The organism is Tahibacter sp. (assembly GCF_035481375.1).
Lineage (GTDB): Bacteria > Pseudomonadota > Gammaproteobacteria > Xanthomonadales > Rhodanobacteraceae > Tahibacter.
Map to the genome: position 1 here is coordinate 1 of NZ_DATIGT010000262.1, position 17,964 is coordinate 17,964.

At 70.0% G+C, this 17,964-nt stretch carries 6 protein-coding genes; 3 read left to right on the plus strand and 3 right to left on the minus strand.

Features of this window, described 5'->3' with window-relative positions:
* Positions 1–42: 42 nt before the first annotated feature.
* From VLF18_RS17030 to VLF18_RS17040, 3 genes are all read right to left on the minus strand, one after another.
* The gene (locus VLF18_RS17030; RefSeq protein WP_325280824.1) at positions 43–447 is read right to left on the minus strand and encodes a hypothetical protein; all 405 of its coding nucleotides are present in this window, start codon (positions 445–447) and stop codon (positions 43–45) included.
* 384 nt (positions 448–831) lie between these two features.
* On the minus strand, positions 832–2,961 hold the full coding sequence (locus VLF18_RS17035) for a hypothetical protein (protein WP_325280825.1): 2,130 nt from the start codon (positions 2,959–2,961) through the stop codon (positions 832–834).
* Positions 2,962–3,177: 216 nt separating this feature from the next.
* A complete protein-coding gene (locus VLF18_RS17040) occupies positions 3,178–3,768 on the minus strand; it encodes a TetR/AcrR family transcriptional regulator (protein WP_325280826.1) in 591 nt (196 codons plus the stop codon).
* A gap of 211 nt (positions 3,769–3,979) precedes the next feature.
* On the opposite strand from VLF18_RS17040, the gene VLF18_RS17045 reads away from it, so the two are divergent.
* From VLF18_RS17045 to VLF18_RS17055, 3 genes are read left to right on the plus strand one after another with little or no spacing between them, the layout of a single operon-like run.
* Entirely contained in the window at positions 3,980–5,602 is a 1,623-nt protein-coding gene (locus VLF18_RS17045; protein ID WP_325280827.1) for a PfaD family polyunsaturated fatty acid/polyketide biosynthesis protein, read from the plus strand.
* On the plus strand, positions 5,599–11,643 hold the full coding sequence (locus VLF18_RS17050; protein WP_325280828.1) for an SDR family oxidoreductase: 6,045 nt from the start codon (positions 5,599–5,601) through the stop codon (positions 11,641–11,643). Before VLF18_RS17045 ends, VLF18_RS17050 begins: the two co-directional genes overlap by 4 nt.
* Positions 11,644–11,647: 4 nt before the next feature.
* Complete coding sequence (locus tag VLF18_RS17055) at positions 11,648–17,911, plus strand: beta-ketoacyl synthase N-terminal-like domain-containing protein (protein ID WP_325280829.1); 6,264 nt, start codon at positions 11,648–11,650, stop codon at positions 17,909–17,911.
* Positions 17,912–17,964: the final 53 nt, after the last annotated feature.

Sequence of the window (17,964 nt, forward strand, 5' to 3'; positions counted from 1 at the left end):
CCGCCGCAGTGGCGAGCCTATCGGCCCGCCGTCGCGTCGATCCTACGGCAGCTCAATCCCGTTCCGGAACACCACCAACGTATCCGCATCGTTGTCCTCTGCGACATTGGCGCTGCTTGTTCCGGCGACGCGCAGCTCCACGGTCGTGCCGGCGGCGGTCGGGAAGACATTGGCCGGAAACGTCCAGGTCATCGTCTGACCGCCCGGGATCGATACCGAGGCATTCAGCGGCCCGCTGCCGTCGATGCAGCCGGTGCCGATGCCCGGAGTCGCACAGACCCATTGCGCGTTCGCGAGATTCAGGCCCGCGCCCGGTGAAGTCGTCGCGAGCGTCGCCATAGCCGCGATAGTGCCGGTGTCGCTCGACGGCACGGCGTACCCGAGGGTCTGACCGTAGCGCGCGTAGTCGCGCTGGTCGTCGACGTTCATGCCGGGCCAAGGGGGCATACGGTTCCGCGGCCGCGAGGAACCCGCCACCGAGATTGCCGGTCACCCGCACCTGGCGGCAGCAGCGTCGCCGGGTGGAAACTGCGCCCCGTCGAAGGTGACGGGGTTATCGCGCATCGATGCGTCGGTAGGAACCGTCCGGCAAGACGGATCCTGGAAGCGCACTGTCAGGTCGCCTGCAAGAGGGCTATGGCCTTCCAGGTCCGTTCTCGGCGATGAGCGGAAAAGCCGCCAGTTTTTCGCCGGACATCGGCAGGCGGCGGCGAGGGACTGCTGCGCGTTCTGCCGTGGTGACGAGAGGTCGGGAGCCGAGACGTTGCGGCTTGAGACAGCGAGTCGGGCGCGCTTGCAGCGGCATGCCAGTGCTCGGCCGTCGCTTCGATCTCACTGGAACCCGTCGGCGAACAGTTGATCGCGTCGGAACAGCGTCACCTTGTTCTCGGCCGGACGACCGACCGCGAGCCGCTGATTCTGTGAGTCGTAGTCCACGTACAGTTTCGTGCCGCCGTTCGCCTGTGGCGGGATGACGCTGTTCCACGGCTGCACTTCTCCGCGCAGGCGGTAGTTGCCGCCCGTCAGCGTGACTGCGCCCGAGTTCGCGAAGGGGCCGAGGTCCCATTCGCGAGCAAGCGACGCATAGGTGCCGTCGTCGAAGGCGAATAGGCTCTGATAACTGCCCACCGAATCGTTGTCCTGGCTGCCGACGAATGAATTCGCCGTCGACACGCTGCCGACATAGGCCTGGGCGCCGCTGGCCCAGGTCAGCGCGCCCGCATTGACGATCGCGCCGTTGTCCCAGTAGCGGCTGCCGACGACGTAAGCGCCGTTGGCGAGCGCGAACAGCTGGCCACCGACCTGATCCTGCGCTTTCGTGCCGACCAGGGAATTCGCAATGGAAACCGCGCCGACGGTCGAACCGGTCACGCCGTTGCCCCAGGTCGCGGCACCTGCGCCAGCGATGCCGCCGTTGTTCCAGAAAGGACTGCCGACGACGTAGTTTCCGTTCGCGAGCGCCGTGAGTTCGAGGCCGACTTTGTCGCCGGCGGTCGTGCCGACCAGCGAATTGGCGAGGGTTACCGAGCCGACGAGACCGCCGTTGCCGTTGCCCCAGGTCGCGGCGCCTGCGTTCGTCAGCGCGCCGTTTTTCCACATGTAGCTGCCGATCACGTAGTTTCCATTGGCCAGCGGCTCCACGCGACTGCCGATGCGGTCGTTCGCCTTGCTGCCGACGAGCGAATTGGCCGCCGACACGGCGCCCTTGGTGCCGTTGACGCCATTGCCCCAGGTCACCGCGCCGGCGCCGGCGAGCGCGCCGTTGTTCCACAGGGACGAAACGACGACATAGTTGCCATTGGCGAGTGCGACGATGCGAGAGCCCACCTCGTCATTGGCCGTCGTGCCGATCAGCGAGTTGGCGATCGTGAGCGCGCCGGAGCATCCGGCGACGCCATCGCACCAGCGCGCGACGCCGGCGTCGACGATTGCCGCGTTGTCCCAATCGTCCGACGCAATGACGTAGTCGCCGTCCGCGAGCGGCGTGACATCCTGTCCGATCGAGTCTCCCGCGTGACTGCCGACCGCGGAATTCGCCGCGGACACGACGCCGACGCGCCCGACGGTGCCGTCACCGACGGTCACCGCGCCGGCGTCGACGAGCGTGCCGTTGTCCCAGCGCGAGCTGCCGACCACGTAGTTGCCGTTTGCCAGCACGTCGAGGTATTCGCCGACGAAGTCGTCAGCCTTGTTGCCGACGAGCGAATTGGACGCCGACACAGGGCCGGTGCGACCCGTCGCGCCATTCGCCCAGGTCGCCGCGCCGGCGAACGGCACGCCGCCGTTGTTCCAGGCGAGGCTGCCGACGACGTAGTTGCCGTTGGTGAGCGCGCGCACGCCCGATGCGCCGACCGAGTCGCCGAAGGTCGTGCCGACCAGGGAATTGGCGGCCGAAACCGGACCGGCGATGCCGCCATTGCCGTTTGCCCAGGTCACCGCGCCGGCGTATGCGGCGCCCGCGTTCGACCACGCCCAGCTGTTGACGACATAGTTGCCGTTCGTGAGTACGGTGATCGCGTAAGCGCCGTTGATGCCGACCCGATCGTCCGTGGTACTGCCGACCAGCGAATTGGCGCTCGACACGAAGCCGTTCAAGCCGGTCGCACCATTGATCCAGGTGACCGCGCCCGCGGTCGTCGCCGCGCCGTTGTTCCAGTCCGGACTCACCGCCACGAAATGCTGGTCGCCGACGCCGACCACGCCCCCGGAGCCCACGTGATCGGTCGGGACCGAGCCCGTCAGCGAGCTGATCCTGCTGCCCGCGGGCGTATACAGATGCACCGCGCCGGCGCCGCCGTTGGCGTCGGGGTCGGTTACCACGACATTGCCGTTGGGCAGGGTGAGGACGCGCGTGCCGAATGCGACGCTGCCCGGCGGACCGTCGATCGTCGTCTGCGAGGCGTGCGCCGCGACGGCGAGCGTCGTGAGGAGGACTGCTGCAAAGAGGTTCTTGGTCGGCATGACAGGCTCGGGGCGGAATCGCGAAGGCGTTCCTCTCGGACCCTACGTACGGAGAACGTCCTGCCCGGGGATCACGGACGACTGCCTCGACGCTTCGGCGGCTGACCTGACGACCGCCGGCCCCGGCGACCCCAGGAAGCGCCGGCGCGGCGGCTTTCAGCGATTCTCCATCGTGTGCCGACGTCGCACGCGTGGCGCCGCTGCGCCACGCAGCGCTCAGGACAGGAATCCTTGCTCGAGCCCGTCGAGTGCTTCCTGTCCGAGCCGCGCGAGATCGGGCTTGCCGTCTTTTTCGTACCAGTAGCGCATCGTCGCGCGGATGACGCCGATCGCGGCGCCGGCCATCAGGCGTGCGCGGCGCTCCGAGGCGGCGCCACGACCGAAGCTGCGGTGGAAGGTGGCGGCCATCGCGGTTTCCCAGTCGCGGTCGATCTCGTGTTCGCGTGCGGCGAGTTCGGGTACGGAGTCGACGAGGCGCTGTTGCGCGAGAATCGCCGCGCGGTTGGCCGAGTATTCGTGTGCGAAGGTCTCGCAGATCGCGCGCAGGCCGTCGACCGGGTTGGGGGAGTTGCTGGCGCCGTCGAGCAGGGCGAGGAAGCGCTCGAGGCGTTCGTTCCGGTGCGGAAACGCGAGCGCTTCCTTGTTTTCGAAATAGCGGAAGAAGGTGCGGCGGCTCACGCCGGCGTCGGCGCAGATCTCGTCGATCGTCGTCTGTTCGAAGCCCTGGCTGTGGAAGCGGCGGTTCGCGGCAGCGACGAGTGCCTGGCGGACGGCGGCCTTCTTCGCGGAGCGCGTAGTCCCGGTCACGGGAAAGGCGCCTGCGTCGCGGAGCGCTGAAAGTGCGGCGTCCGATGCGTCGAGGAAGCCTGCCAGCCGTACGGCGCGGAGACGCACCGACGTGCCGCGCATTTCGATCGAGTGAGACGGGTGTTTTTCCCGTGAACCGGCCTACGAGGTGGCATTTCCGCTCCGGCAGGGCTATAACGGCCGTCCCGTAAAGTGCCACTGAGTGCCAGTTTTGGCTAGTGTCCCCACGATTGCCTCCCATGCGCCGGCGCTGTGGCGCGGTGGAGCGCCCGCGTTCGCGCCGGCCGAGCTCGCGGGCGCCTGCGCCCAGGTCCGCCACACTGCGGTTGTCATCCGCGACGATCGCGACGGCCGGCTGGGCGTCGGGCTCGATGGCGTGCTGGTCGCCGCGGGAGAAAGCGGCGCCTGGCCGGTGCTCGGGATGTTGCCGCCGCTGTATCCCGAGTGGCTCGGCGACCGCACCTTCAACGAGGTGCACGGCACGCGCTTCCCCTACGTCGCCGGTGCGATGGCCAACGGCATCGCCACGACGCGTCTCGTGATCGAAATGGCGCGCGCGGGTTGCCTCGGCTTTTTCGGTGCCGCGGGTCTGTCGCCGGCGCGCGTCGAAGCCGCGGTCGACGAACTGGCGCGCGAACTCGATCCGCGCGGGCTGCCCTGGGGCGTGAACCTCATCCACAGTCCGAGCGAGCCCGCGATCGAGGACGCGGTCGCGGATCTCTTCATCCGGCGCGGCGTGCGCTGCGTCGAGGCGTCGGCGTTCATGGGCCTCACACCGGCGATCGTGCGCTATGCGGCGACCGGTCTCACGGTCGACGGCACGGGCACGATTCATCGCCGCCATCGCGTGCTCGCGAAGGTCTCGCGCGAGGAAGTGGCGAAGCCGTTCATGGCGCCCATGCCGGCCGCGATCCTCGACGCGCTGGTCGCGCGCAACGCGCTCACGCGCGCCGAGGCCGATCTCGCCGCGCGCGTGCCGCTCGCTGAGGACATCACCTGCGAGGCGGATTCCGGCGGCCACACCGACAACCGTCCGCTGGCCGCGCTGCTGCCGACGATCATGGCGCTGCGCGATCGCATCATGGCCGAGCAGCGCTACGCGCGTCCGATCCGCGTCGGCGCTGCGGGCGGCCTCGGTACGCCCGGCGCGCTCGCGTCGGCCTTTGCGCTCGGCGCGGCCTACGTGCAGACCGGCTCGGTGAACCAGGCGTGCGTGGAATCGGGCCTCGGCGCCGGCGCGCGCGCGATGCTCGCGCAAGCCTCGATGACCGACGTGATCATGGCGCCGGCGGCCGACATGTTCGAGATGGGCGTCGACGTGCAGGTCCTGCGTCGCGGCACGATGTTCGCGATCCGCGCGAAGAAGCTCTACGAGATCTACCGCGCCTATCCGTCGCTCGACGCGATTCCGGCGGCCGAGCGCGCGAAGATCGAGAAGGACATGCTGCGTGCGAGCTTCGAGGAGTCCTGGGCCTCGACGCGCGCGTTCTGGTCCTCGCGCGATCCCTCGCAGGTCGCTCGCGCCGAGTCGGATCCGAAGCACCGCATGGCGCTCGTGTTCCGCTCCTACCTCGGTCTTTCCAGCCGCTGGGCGATCGACGGCGTGACCGAGCGGCTGACCGATTTCCAGATCTGGTGCGGCCCTGCGATGGGCGCGTTCAACCGCTGGGTTGCGGGCAGTTTCCTTGAAGCGCCCGCGAAGCGCACCGCCGTCCAGGTCGCGCTGAATCTTTTGGAAGGCGCCGCGGTACTCACGCGCGCGCAGCAGTTGCGCACCTTCGGTTTGCCGATCCCAACCGCAGCGTTCGATTTCCGTCCGAGGCCTCTCGCATGAGTTCCCCGCAGCGCCAGCCGATCGCCATCGTCGGCGTCAGCGCGATCTTTCCCGGCTCGCACGACGCGAACGGCTTCTGGCGCGACATCCTTGCCGGCAAGGATCTGCTGACCGACGTGCCGGCGACGCACTGGCGCATCGACGATTACTACGACGCCGATCCCTCGGCGCCGGACAAGACCTACGCACGCCGCGGCGGTTTTCTCGCGCCGATGGATTTCGATGCGCTCGGCTGGGGTATCCCGCCGTCGACGATTCCCGCGACCGATACGTCGCAGCTGCTCGCGCTGATCGCGGCGCGCGCGGTGCTCGAAGACGCCGCGCGCGATCAGTTCGAGACGATGGACCGCTCGCGCATCTCGGTGATCCTCGGCGTCACGAGCGCGCAGGAATTGCTGTTCTCGCTGGTATCGCGCCTGCAGCGCCCGGTCTGGCAGAAGGCGCTGCGCGAAACCGGCCTGCCCGAAGACGAGGTGCAGGCTGCCTGCGAACGCATCGCCGCGAATTATGTGCCGTGGCAGGAAGCGTCGTTCCCGGGACTGCTCGGCAACGTCGTCGCCGGCCGCATCGCGAACCGGCTCGGTCTGGGCGGCACCAACTGCGTGACCGATGCGGCGTGCGCGTCGAGTTTTTCCGCGATCCAGATGGCGGTCAACGAGCTGCAGCTCGGCGATTCCGATCTCGTGATCAGCGGCGGCGTCGACACGCTCAACGACATCTTCATGTACATGTGTTTCTCCAAGACGCCGGCGTTGTCGCCCAGCGGCGACTGCCGGCCGTTCTCGGACCAGGCCGACGGCACGATGCTCGGCGAAGGGCTCGGCATGGTCGCGTTGAAGCGTCTGTCCGACGCCGAGCGCGACGGCGACCGCATCTACGCGGTGCTGCGCGGTGTCGGCACCTCGTCGGACGGTCGTGCGAAGTCCGTGTATGCGCCAGTGTCGGCGGGGCAGGCGGTCGCCTTGCGCCGCGCCTACGCGCAGGCCGGCTTCGGTCCGGAGACCATCGAACTCGTCGAGGCGCACGGTACCGGCACCAAGGCCGGCGACGTCGCCGAGTTCGAAGGCTTGCGCAGCGTCTACGCCGAAGCGGATGCCACGCGCACGCAGTGGTGCGCGCTGGGGTCGGTGAAAAGCCAGATCGGTCATACCAAGGCGGCCGCGGGCGCCGCGGGTCTGTTCAAGGCGGTGATGGCGCTGCACCACAAGGTGCTGCCGCCGACGATCAAGGCAGATACACCGAATCCGAATCTCGCGCTGGCGCAAAGCCCGTTCTATCTGAACACGTCGGCGCGACCGTGGATCCGCGACGCGGCGCATCCGCGGCGCGCAGCGGTCAGCGCGTTCGGATTCGGTGGTTCGAATTTCCATCTCGCGCTCGAGGAATACGTCGGCGCGGCGCCGCGCGCCGAACGGCTCGCGACCCAGTCGCACGATCTCGTTGCGCTGAGTGCGCCGAATGCCGACGCGCTCGTCGAACAGGTCGCGCAGCTGCGCCGATCGTGCGCGAGCAGTGTTGCGCTGTCGTCGCTCGCACGTTCCTCGCGCGATGCGTTCGATCACACCGCCGCGGTACGCCTCGCCGTCGTCGCGGCCAGCATGTCCGAACTCGACGCCCGGCTTGACCTCGCGCACAAGAAAATCGCCGCCGATCCTGCGCAGTCGTTCCAGCTGCCGGACGGCACGAGCTACGGCGTCGGCGCGCCCGACGGCGCGCTCGTGCTGCTGTTTCCGGGACAGGGCAGCCAGTACAACCGCATGGGCGCTGCGGCTGCGATGCAGTTCGACGTGGCGCGCGCCGTGTGGGATCGCGCTGCCGATCTGCGTATCCACGAGATCGCGTTCGGCGATTCCGGCGACGCGCTCACGCGCACCGAGAACGCGCAGCCTGCGCTCGGCCTCGCGTCGATGGCGCTGCTCGCGGTGTTGCGCGAGCTTGGCGTCGAAGGCGCAATGACGGCGGGCCACAGCTTCGGCGAAATCATCGCACTGCACGCGGCCGGCGTCGTCACCGAAGCCGACGCCCTGCGCATCGCGCGCCGCCGCGGCGAACTCATGCGCGACGCCGCGGCGAGCGGCAGCGGCGCGATGTGCGCGCTGGCCTGCTCGATCGAACGCGCGCGGGAGCTGATCGGTCCGTCGCTCGCGATCGCGAATCACAACGCGCCCGAGCAAGTCGTCGTGTCGGGACCGCTCGATGCCATCGCCGCGCTGGACACGCAAGGCGTCGCGGCGAAGCGCTTGCCCGTTGCGGCCGCGTTCCACTCGGCGCAGGTCGCGCCGGCGTGCGCGCCGTTGCGCGAATTCCTCGCGACGATCGACTTCGCCGCGCCGCGCGTGCCCGTCTACGCGAATGCGCACGCAGCGCCTTACGCCGGCGATGTCGCCGCGGTTCTCGCGCAGCAGATCGCGCAGCCGGTGCGCTTCGTCGAAACGATCGAGGCGATGCATGCCGCCGGTGCGCGCTGCTTCGTCGAAGTCGGCCCGGGCACGGTGCTCAAGGGGCTCGTCGGCGCGATCCTCGGTACGCGCACGCATCACGCGATCGCGCTCGATCGCAGGGGCAAGTCCGATCTCGAACCGCTGCTCGCGGGCCTCGCGCAGCTCGTCGCCGCGGGCCGTGTAAGCAAAGTGTCGGCCTTGTTTGCCGACGTGCGCGCGCAAGCGCCGCGCCCGACTCACAAACACGGCATCGCCATCAGCGGCACCAACGTCGGCAAGCCGTATCCGCCGGCCGATCCGTCGCGCCTGCCGGCTCCAAATCAAGCACGTTCCAATCCGCCGCGTGCGGAATCCGCACCCGTTGTCGAGGTCCGTACCGTGAACGAAGAATCGCCGTTGTCGCCGGCCTGGCTCGCCGCGTTCCAGGAAGCACAGCAGCAGACCGCGAATGCGCACGCGGCCTACCAGCGCGCGCTGAGCGACAGCCACACGCAGTACCTCAAGCTGGCCGAGAGCGCGATCAACGGTCTCACTGCGCTGCTCGGTGCGGCGCCGCCGGCCGCGGCAACGACACCGGTCGCGACCGCGGCTCCACCGATCGCCGCGCCGCTGCCGCCTGCACACATGCCGATCGCGACGGCCGCGCCTGCGCCGACCGCGCCGTTGGCTCCCATTGCCGTCGCGGCACCTGCTGCCGTTGCAGCGCCTGCCGTTGCAGCGCCTGCCGCGGCCGCGGCGCCCGCGGTCGTTTCCTCGCCGGCGCCGCGCATCGACCTCGCTGCGCTGCTCGTTGCCGTCGTCGCCGACAAGACCGGCTACCCCGCCGAGATGATCAACCTCGACATGGATCTCGAAGCGGACCTCGGCGTCGATTCGATCAAGCGCGTCGAAATCCTGGCGGCAGTGCATGCGCAGGGCGCGCTCCCCGCGCAGACCGACCGGACGAAGATGACCGGCCTGCACACGCTGCGGCAGATCGCCGAGTTCCTGCAGGGCGATGTCGTCGCGAGCGCACCCGCCGCTGCGCCTGCCGCGGCCGGCGTCGACATCGCGCGCATCCTGCTGGGCGTCGTTGCCGAAAAGACCGGGTATCCGGTCGAGATGCTGGATCTCGCGATGGACATCGAAGCCGATCTCGGCATCGATTCGATCAAGCGCGTGGAAATCCTCGCGGCGATGACCGAGCGCGTGCCCGGCATCGAGAAGGACCGCGCACGCCCGGCGGCGCTGCACACGCTGGCCGACATCGTGGCGTACCTCGGCGCGACGCCGACTGCAATTGCGGCACCGGCTCCGACCGTCGCGGCCGCGGCACCGGGTGCCGAGGCGCCGAAAGCGAAATCGATGCGCCGCGCCGAACTTGGCCGCTTCGTGCTCGAACTCATGCCCGCGCCCGCGGCCGGCTTTGCCATGCCGGGGCTCGTCGACGGCGAACCGGTGTACGTGCTCGGCGCCGCGGGACTGGACATCGCCGTCGCGACCGCGCTGCGCAGCAACGGTGTCGACGCGCGCGCGGTGGACGCGCTGCCCGACGGCGCAACGCGCTGCGTCTATCTCGGCGGCCTGCGCCGCGTCGACGACGAGGTGCAGGCGATGGCGGTCAACCGCGAGGCATTCGTCGTGGCACAGGCGCTCGCCGGCGTCGACGATGCGCTGTTCGTGACCGTGCAGGACACCGGCGGCCATTTCGGCCTGCGCAATGCCGACGCGCGCCGCGCGTGGCTCGCGGGCCTGCCGGCGCTGGTCAAGACCGCGGCGCTGGAATGGCCGCGCGCGACGCTGAAATCGATCGACGTGGAGCGCGGCGCACGTGACGACGCGGCGCTCGCCGAAGCCATCGCCGACGAACTCCTGCGCGGCGGCGGCGAAATCGAAATCGCGTTGCCGGCCGCGGGCGGTCGTTTCACGCTGCAGAGCGTCGCGCGCGCGGCGCGTCCGTCGGTCAGCGCGATCGGTGCCGGCGATGTCGTCGTCGTCTCGGGCGGCGCACGCGGCGTGACTGCGGCGTGCATCGTGGAATGGGCCAGGCAGTGCAAGGCGCGGTTCGTGCTGATCGGACGCACGCCGCTTGGCGAGGAACCCGCCGATTGCGCGGGCATCGTCGACGAAGCGCAGCTCAAGCGCGTCGTGCTCGCGCGCGGCGCATCGCTGACGCCGAACGAACTGTCCAAGGAAGTCGATCGCATCCTCGGCGCGCGCGAAATCCGCGCGACGCTTGCCGCGATCCAGGCGCACGGCGCGCAGGCGCGCTACGAACCGGTCGCGGTCGACGATGCCGCGGCGCTCGCCGCGACGCTTGAGCGCGTGCGCCAGGACTGGGGCGCGATCGCGGGCGTCGTGCATGCCGCGGGCGTGCTCGCCGATCGCCGCATCGCCGACAAGACGCTGGCGCAGTTCGACCTCGTGTTCGGCACGAAGGTCGGCGGACTGCGCGCCTTGCTCGCTGCGACCGCGGCCGATCCGCTGAAGCTGCTCTGCGTGTTCTCGTCGGTGTCGGCGCGCTGCGGCAACACCGGCCAGAGCGACTACGCGATGGCGAACGAAGTGCTGGCCAAGGTCGTCTCGGCCGAGGCGCGCAGGCGCCCCGGCCTGCGCGCGAAGTCGCTGGGCTGGGGGCCGTGGGAAGGCGGGATGGTCACGCCGGCGCTGAAGGCGCGCTTCGCCGAACTCGGCGTGCCGATGATCCCGCTCGATGCCGGCGCGAAGATGTTCGCCGACGAAATGGGCGATGCGCGTGCCGCCGACATCGAGCTCGTGCTCGGCGGCGAGCCGCGCGGCGAAGCGCTGCTGATGGACGGCGCGCAAGCGCGCGTGCAGAGCGTGGAGCTCGTCGTCTCGCGCGCGAGCCACGCCTTCCTTGAAGGTCACGCCGTGAAAGGCACGCCCGTCGTGCCGGTCGTGCTCGTCGCCGAATGGATGGCGCGCGCGGCGCGCAGTTTCCGCCCCGGCCTGGCGCTGGCCAGCCTGCACGACCTCAAGGTGCTCAAGGGCATCCGGCTGGCCGGTTTTGAAAACGGCGGCGATCGCTGCCGCATCGAGGCGACGCCGCTGGCGAGCGATCGCGGCGTGCAACTGTTGATGACCGTGCGCGACGCGCGCGGCGCGCTGAACTACAGCGCGCGCGCGGAATTGCTGCCGGAGCCGCCGAAGGCCCGGCGCGAGGCGCCCAAACTGGCGCTGGACACGTGGAGCGGCGAACGCATCTATCCGGAGCTGCTGTTCCATCGCAAGCAGTTCGAGCTGATCGACGAAGTGCACGGCATCTCCGACGAGGGCATCGGTGCAACGGTGCGCGGTGTCGACGCGGCGGGCTGGGACGGCGAGCGCTGGACGCTCGACGTCGCGGCGCTCGACGGCGCGCTGCAGATCGCCGCGCTGCATGGCCGGCGCATGCTCGGCGGCCAGACGCTGCCGACCTCGATCGCCGAGCTGCGGCACTTCGGCGCGCAGCCGATCGTCGGTCCGATCACGGCCACTGCCTATGTCCGCAACGTCGGAAGCAGCGACACGACGACGGACATCGTGCTGACCGACAAGACCGGCAGCCGCTATGCCGAGATGATCGGCGTGCAGAACCACGCGTTGCCGAACGGCGCCTGATCGCGTGTTCGAACCCATCGCCATCGTCGGACGCGCCTGTGTGCTGCCGGGCGCGCTGAGCCCGGCGGCGCTCTGGGAAGCCGTCGTCAACGGACGCGATCTCGTCAGGCCTGTGCCGGCGGACCGCTGGCGTCTCGCGCCCGAGCATGCGTTGTGCGCACCCGACGCGCCGCGGCCGGATCGCGCGTGGTCCGACCGCGGCGGCTACGTCGATGGTTTCGCCTCGATCTGGAATCCTGGCGGCTTCGCGGTTGCGGCCGCCGAGCTCGACGGGCTCGACCCGCTCGTGCACTGGACGCTGCATTGCGCGCGCGAAGCGCTGCGCGAGACGCGCGCGGCGGGTCGCGTCGGCGCGGTGTTCGGCAACCTCGGTTTCCCGACCGCGCAGATGGCCGCGTTCTGCGAGCAGGTGTGGACCGGCGCAGGCGAGGTCGATCCGCGCAACCGCTTCATGAGCGGCGGCACCGCGGCGATGCTCGAGCGCGCGCTGGCGCTCGACGCCGGGAGTTTCTGCCTCGACGCCGCCTGCGCATCGTCGCTGTATGCGATCAAGCTCGCATGCGATGCGCTGCACGAGGGCCGCGCCGACGTGATGCTCGCCGGCGCGGTGCAGCGCGCCGACGATCTTTTTCTCCATGTTGGATTTTGTACACTCGGCGCACTCAGCAAGACCGGACGATCGCGGCCGTTTCATCGCGACGCCGACGGGCTGGTGCCGGCCGAAGGCGCGGCGTTCCTGGCCGTAAAGCGCCTGGCCGACGCACGCCGCGACGGCGACACGATTCACGGCGTGATCCGCGGCATCGGGCTGTCGAACGACGGCCGCGGCAAAGGTTTTCTCGCGCCGAGCGAAGACGGACAGGCGAGGGCGATCGGCGCGGCATATGCGATCTCGGGAATCGAACCGAAGCAGGTGTCGCTGCTCGAATGCCACGCTACCGGCACGCCGATCGGCGATGCGACCGAGCTGCGCAGCAGCGCGCGCGTATTCGCGCAGGCGGACGCCGTGCCGATAGGCTCGCTCAAATCCAACCTCGGACACCTGATCACCGTCGCCGGTGCGGCCGGTTTGATCAAGGTGCTCGAAGCGATGCGCGCGGGCCTGCGTCCGCCGACCCTGCATTGCGACGATGCGAATCCGGCCGTGCAGCAGACGCCGTTCCGCGTGCTGCACGAAGCCGAGCCGTGGATCAGCGACGGCCCGCGCATTGCGGCGATTTCCGCGTTCGGCTTCGGCGGCAACAACGCGCATCTGATCGTTTCGGAAGACGACGTCGGCATCGGCAACGAACGCAGCGTGCCCGTCGCACGTCCCGTCGCGATCGTCGGCATCGGCGCGAAGATCGCCGACGCGCCCGATCGCGCGGCGTTCACGCGCGCGCTGTTCGACGAACGCGCGCCGCGCGACGGCGCTGGGGATTCAGACCCTCGCGCACTGCGCGAGGGCCGCATGGACGCGTTCGAACTCGACATGGATGGCCTGCGCTTTCCGCCGCGCGACCTCGAACAGGCGCTGCCGCAGCAGCTCGCGCTGCTCGCGGCTGCGTGCGAGGCGCTCGCGGAGACGACGCCGCTGCCGCGCGAGCGCAGCGCGGTGCTGATCGGCCTCGAACCCGATCCGGAAATCGCGCGCCACGGTGCGCGCTGGCGACTCACCAACGGCCGCGACGACGACTGGGCGGCGCGTGCGCGCGCGACGCTGGTCCCGGCGCTGGAGGCTGCTGCAGTGCTGGGCTCGATGCCGAACATCCCGGCCAATCGCCTGAGCTCGCAGTTCGATCTCGGTGGCCCGTCGTTCACGCTGCAGGCCGGAGCGGCGTCGGGAACGCACGCGCTGCAGATCGCGGCGCGGGGGCTCGCGTGCGGCGAACTCGACGCGGCGATCGTCGGTGCCGTCGACTTTAGCTGCGAAGCCGTACACCGTGCGGCGAGCCGCGAAGTGCCCGGCGACGCGGCGGTGGCCGTGGTGCTGAAGCGGCTGGAGGATGCGCAGCGCGACGGCGATCGCGTGTATGCGCTCGTGGACGATGGCTTCGTGGCGGCGACGCCCGTCGCAACAGGGGCGCCGCCGTCGCGACTGAACGCGCTGCTGCAAGAGCGATTCGGGTATGCGCACGCGGCTTTTGGATTAGTGGAAACGGCCGCCGCCGCGCTCGCGCTGCATCATCGGCGCGCTGTCGACGGCGCGCCGTGGCTCAGCGCCGAGCCGCGCCGTGCGGCGAATCTCGTCGAAGCCCCGGCGCATCCGCGCCGTGCCGAACACGCCGTCGCGCGATTGCACTGTTTCGCCGGCGCCGACAAGGATGCGGTGACAGCCGCGCTGAAGCAGGATCGCCGCGGCCTCGACGGCCCGTCGCGCTGCGTGCTCGTCGCGACGGACGAGTCGCTCGAGGCCGCGCGCGCGCGCGCGATCGCGCACCTCGAAACGGGCGCGCCCGCCGGCCGCGGCGTGTTTTTCCGCGCGCGGCCGATCGTCGGGGAGATCGCATTCGCGTTCGCCGGCGCGGGCGCATCGTATCGCGGCATGGGACGCGACCTGCTGCTGCATCTGCCGCACCTGCACGAGCATCTGCGCGCGCGCAGCCGCCGCCTCGCGACCGCGCTCGCCGGGTCCTTCGCCGCGGGCGACGCAGCACCCGGCGTGTTCGAGCAACTGTGCGGTTCCTCGGCGCTGTCCCAGCTGCACGTCGCGTTGAGCGAAGGCCTGCTGGGCCTCAGGGCCGACGCATGGCTCGGCTACTCGTCGGGCGAGACGAACGCGCTGATCGCGTCGGGCGTCTGGACCGATCCCGACGCGCTGATGGCTGACATGGAAGCCTCGGGCCTGCTCGAGCGCGAACTCGCCGGCCGCTTCGATCTGCTGGCGCGCGCGTGGGGCGAACCCGCCGCGTGGCAGTGCTGGACCGTCGCCGCGCCGCTCGATGACGTGCGTCGCGCGCTGGCCGGTCTGGACCGCGTGCGCATCGCGATCATCAACGACGACGCGAGCTGCCTCATCGCCGGCGATGCCGCGCAGTGCGCGCGCGCGGTCGGACGGGTCGGCGCCGCGCGCTGCCTGCATCTCGACTATTCCCTGGTGGTACATGTGCCCGAGCTGCGCGGTGCCGAGCGCGCCTGGCTGGACGTGCATCGCCGCACGACGTCGGCGCCGCGTCGCGGTCGCGTCTACAGCACCGCGAGCGGCCGGCCCTATGCGCCCGACAGCGAAGCCTGCGCGCAGGCGATCCTCGCGCAGGCCGTCGACACGATCGACATCCGTGCGCTCGTCGAGAACGCCTGGAACGACGGCGTGCGCGTGTTCGTCGAGCATGGACCGGGCGGCACGTTCGGTCGCGCGATCCGTCACGTGCTCGGCGCGCGCGAGGCGCTCGTCGTGAGCCTCGATCGGCAGGGCGACGGCATCGAAGCCGTGCTCGGTGCGACTGCCGCGCTGCTTGCCGCCGGTGTGGCGGTGGATCACGCGGCGCTGGAAGCCGCGCTCGCGCCGGTGCCGCGCATCGAGCCGAAGCGACCGCGCCGCTTTGACGCGCATCCGCCGCCGGTGCGCCTGCCGCCGCGCGAAGAAGCCGTGCAGACGATGGCGCGCGCGCCGCGGCTGCCGGCGATTCTCGAAAAGCAGGTTTCCGAAAACCCCGCTTTTGAAAGCCCGGCTTTTGAAAGCCCGGCTTTTCTAAGCCAGATGCTCGAAAGCAAGATTTCCGGGCGCACGATGCCCGAGCCCGTCGTCGCCGCGACGGCTGCCGGCGCATCACCGCGCGCCGCGTCGCCGCTCGTTGCTTCGGCAGTGGCGCGCACGACGCATCCCGCGCTCGAGGGCATACGCGCCGAACTCGCGCGACTCGCCGCGGCGCAGCAGGCGTTCACCGAAGCGCAGACCAGCGCGCACGCACAGTTCCTGGCGTTGCAGGTCAAAGCAACTGAAGCGCTGCTGCGCGCGGGACGACACGACGCGAACCTGCATTCGATCCCGCCATTTTCGCGCGTGCGCGAGCCCGACCCCGGCGTCTCGGCCGATGAGACGCACGCGCCACGTCGCGAAGCTCCCGCTTCGGCCGGTGTGGCGGAACGCGCCGTGCGCTTCACGCGCGAGGACCTCCTGGTCCACGCCGACGGCAACATCTCGGCGATCTTCGGCGCGCCGTTCGCGGCGCAGGACGGCTTCGCGCGTCAGGTGCGCATGCCGCGTCCGCCGCTGCTGCTCGCCGACCGCGTGACTGCGCTCCGCGCCGAGCCGATGAGCATGGGCAAGGGCTCGATCACGACGCAGACCGACATCGGCGCCGAACCCTGGTACCTGCATCAGGGGCGCATGCCGGGCGGCGTGATGGTCGAGGCGGGGCAGGCGGACCTGATGCTGATCTCCTGGCTCGGCGTCGATGCGCTCAATCGCAGCGAGCGCGTCTACCGCCTGCTCGGCTGCGAGCTCACCTATCACGGCGAGCTGCCGCGCGCGGGCGAGACGATCACCTTCGACATCCATCTCGACGGGCACGCCGCACAGGGCGACGTGCGCCTGATGTTCTTCCACTACGACTGCATGAACGGCAGTCGCAAGCAACTGACGGTCAGAAATGGCCAGGCCGGTTTCTTCACGGACGCCGAACTTGCGGGCTCGGCAGGTTGCCTGTGGACACCCGAAAGTCAGGAGATCGTCGCGAACCCGCGCCTCGATCCGCCACGCGCGGTAAGCAGGCGCACGAGTTTCGATCGCGCCGCGCTCGAGGCGTTCGCGAACGGTGATTTGCACGCGTGTTTCGGCACCGGTTTCGAACTCGCGCGCACGCATACGCGCAGCCCATGCATCCAGTCCGGCGACATGCTGCTGCTCGACCGCGTGGCCGCGTGCGAGCCGCGCGGCGGCCCGTGGGGACGCGGGTATCTCAAGGCCGAACTCGATATCGATCCGTCGCGCTGGTTCTTCGACGGACACTTCAAGAACGATCCGTGCATGCCCGGCACGCTGATGCTGGAAGGGTGCCTGCAGGCGCTCGCGTTCCATCTCGCCGCCTGCGGCTACACGCTCGACCACGACGGCGCGCGCTTCGAGCCCGTGCCCGACCTCGCCTACAAACTGCAGTGCCGCGGCCAGGTGATCCCGAGCTCGAAACGGCTCGTGACCGAAGTGTTCGTCGAGGAAATATCGGCGGGGCCGGTACCGACGATCTGGGCCGACCTGCTGTGCACGGTCGACGGATTGAAAGCCTTCCACGCGCGGCGTCTCGCGCTGCGCCTGGTGCCGGACTTTCCGGCCGCGGACAGCGACGGCCTGCTCGCGTCGGCACTCGGCCGTCCGTCGCGTGCGTTCGGGCCCCTGTACGAGCGCTTCGACGGCACGCTGCGCGCGCCGCGCCTGCCGGCACCGCCGTACCTGTGCATGAGCCGCATCGTCAGCGTCGAGGGCAAGCAGGGCGAGATGCGGTCCGGCGCACGCGTCGTCGCCGACTACGACGTGCCGCGCGACGCGTGGTATCTCGACGCCGCCGGCGTCGTGCCGTTCGCCGTGCTGCAGGAAGCCGCGCTGCAACCCTGCGGCTGGCTGTCGAGCTGGGCCGGCTGCGCGTTGTCGAGTGAAGAAGAACTGCGCTTCCGCAACCTCGACGGCCGCGGCACGCAGCACGCCGAACTGCGCGGCGGCGAGACGCTCAGCACCGAAGCCACGCTGACGTCGGTCTCCGCATCCGGCGGCATGATCATCGTCGCGTTCGACGTGCGCTGCAGCGTCGGTGTGCGCGCGGTCTACACGCTGAAGACGGTGTTCGGCTTCTTCCCGCGCGCCGCGCTCGCGGCGCAGGCCGGCCTGCCGCGCAGTGCGCTGCACGAAGCGCTGCTCCAGCGCGAACCGAACGCCGCGCGCGAACTCGACGAACCCTCGATGCTGCGCATGATCGACCGCGTCGACGGCGCCTGGCCCGACGCGATCCGCACACGCAAACGCGTCGATGCCGGCGAGTGGTTCTTCAAGGCGCATTTCTTCCAGGATCCCGTGCAGCCCGGTTCGCTCGGCGTGCAGGCGATGCTGCAGTCGCTGGAGCAGTGGCTGCGCATGACGCGCGGTGCACCGGTCGGCGTCGTGGCGCCGCTGCTCGGACGCGAGCACACCTGGAAATACCGCGGGCAGGTGCTGCCGCACCACGGCGAAGTGGCGATCACGCTCCAGGTGACCGACGCCGGCCCTGATCACGCCATCGCCGATGCGAGCCTCTGGGTCGACGGGGAACGGATCTACGAGGCCGGCGGAATCGGGATCCGCCTTCCCGACCGGCGCTGAGACGCCGGAAGGCAATGTGCAGTTTTTTGCAAATTCCACCATGGCTCTTCTGG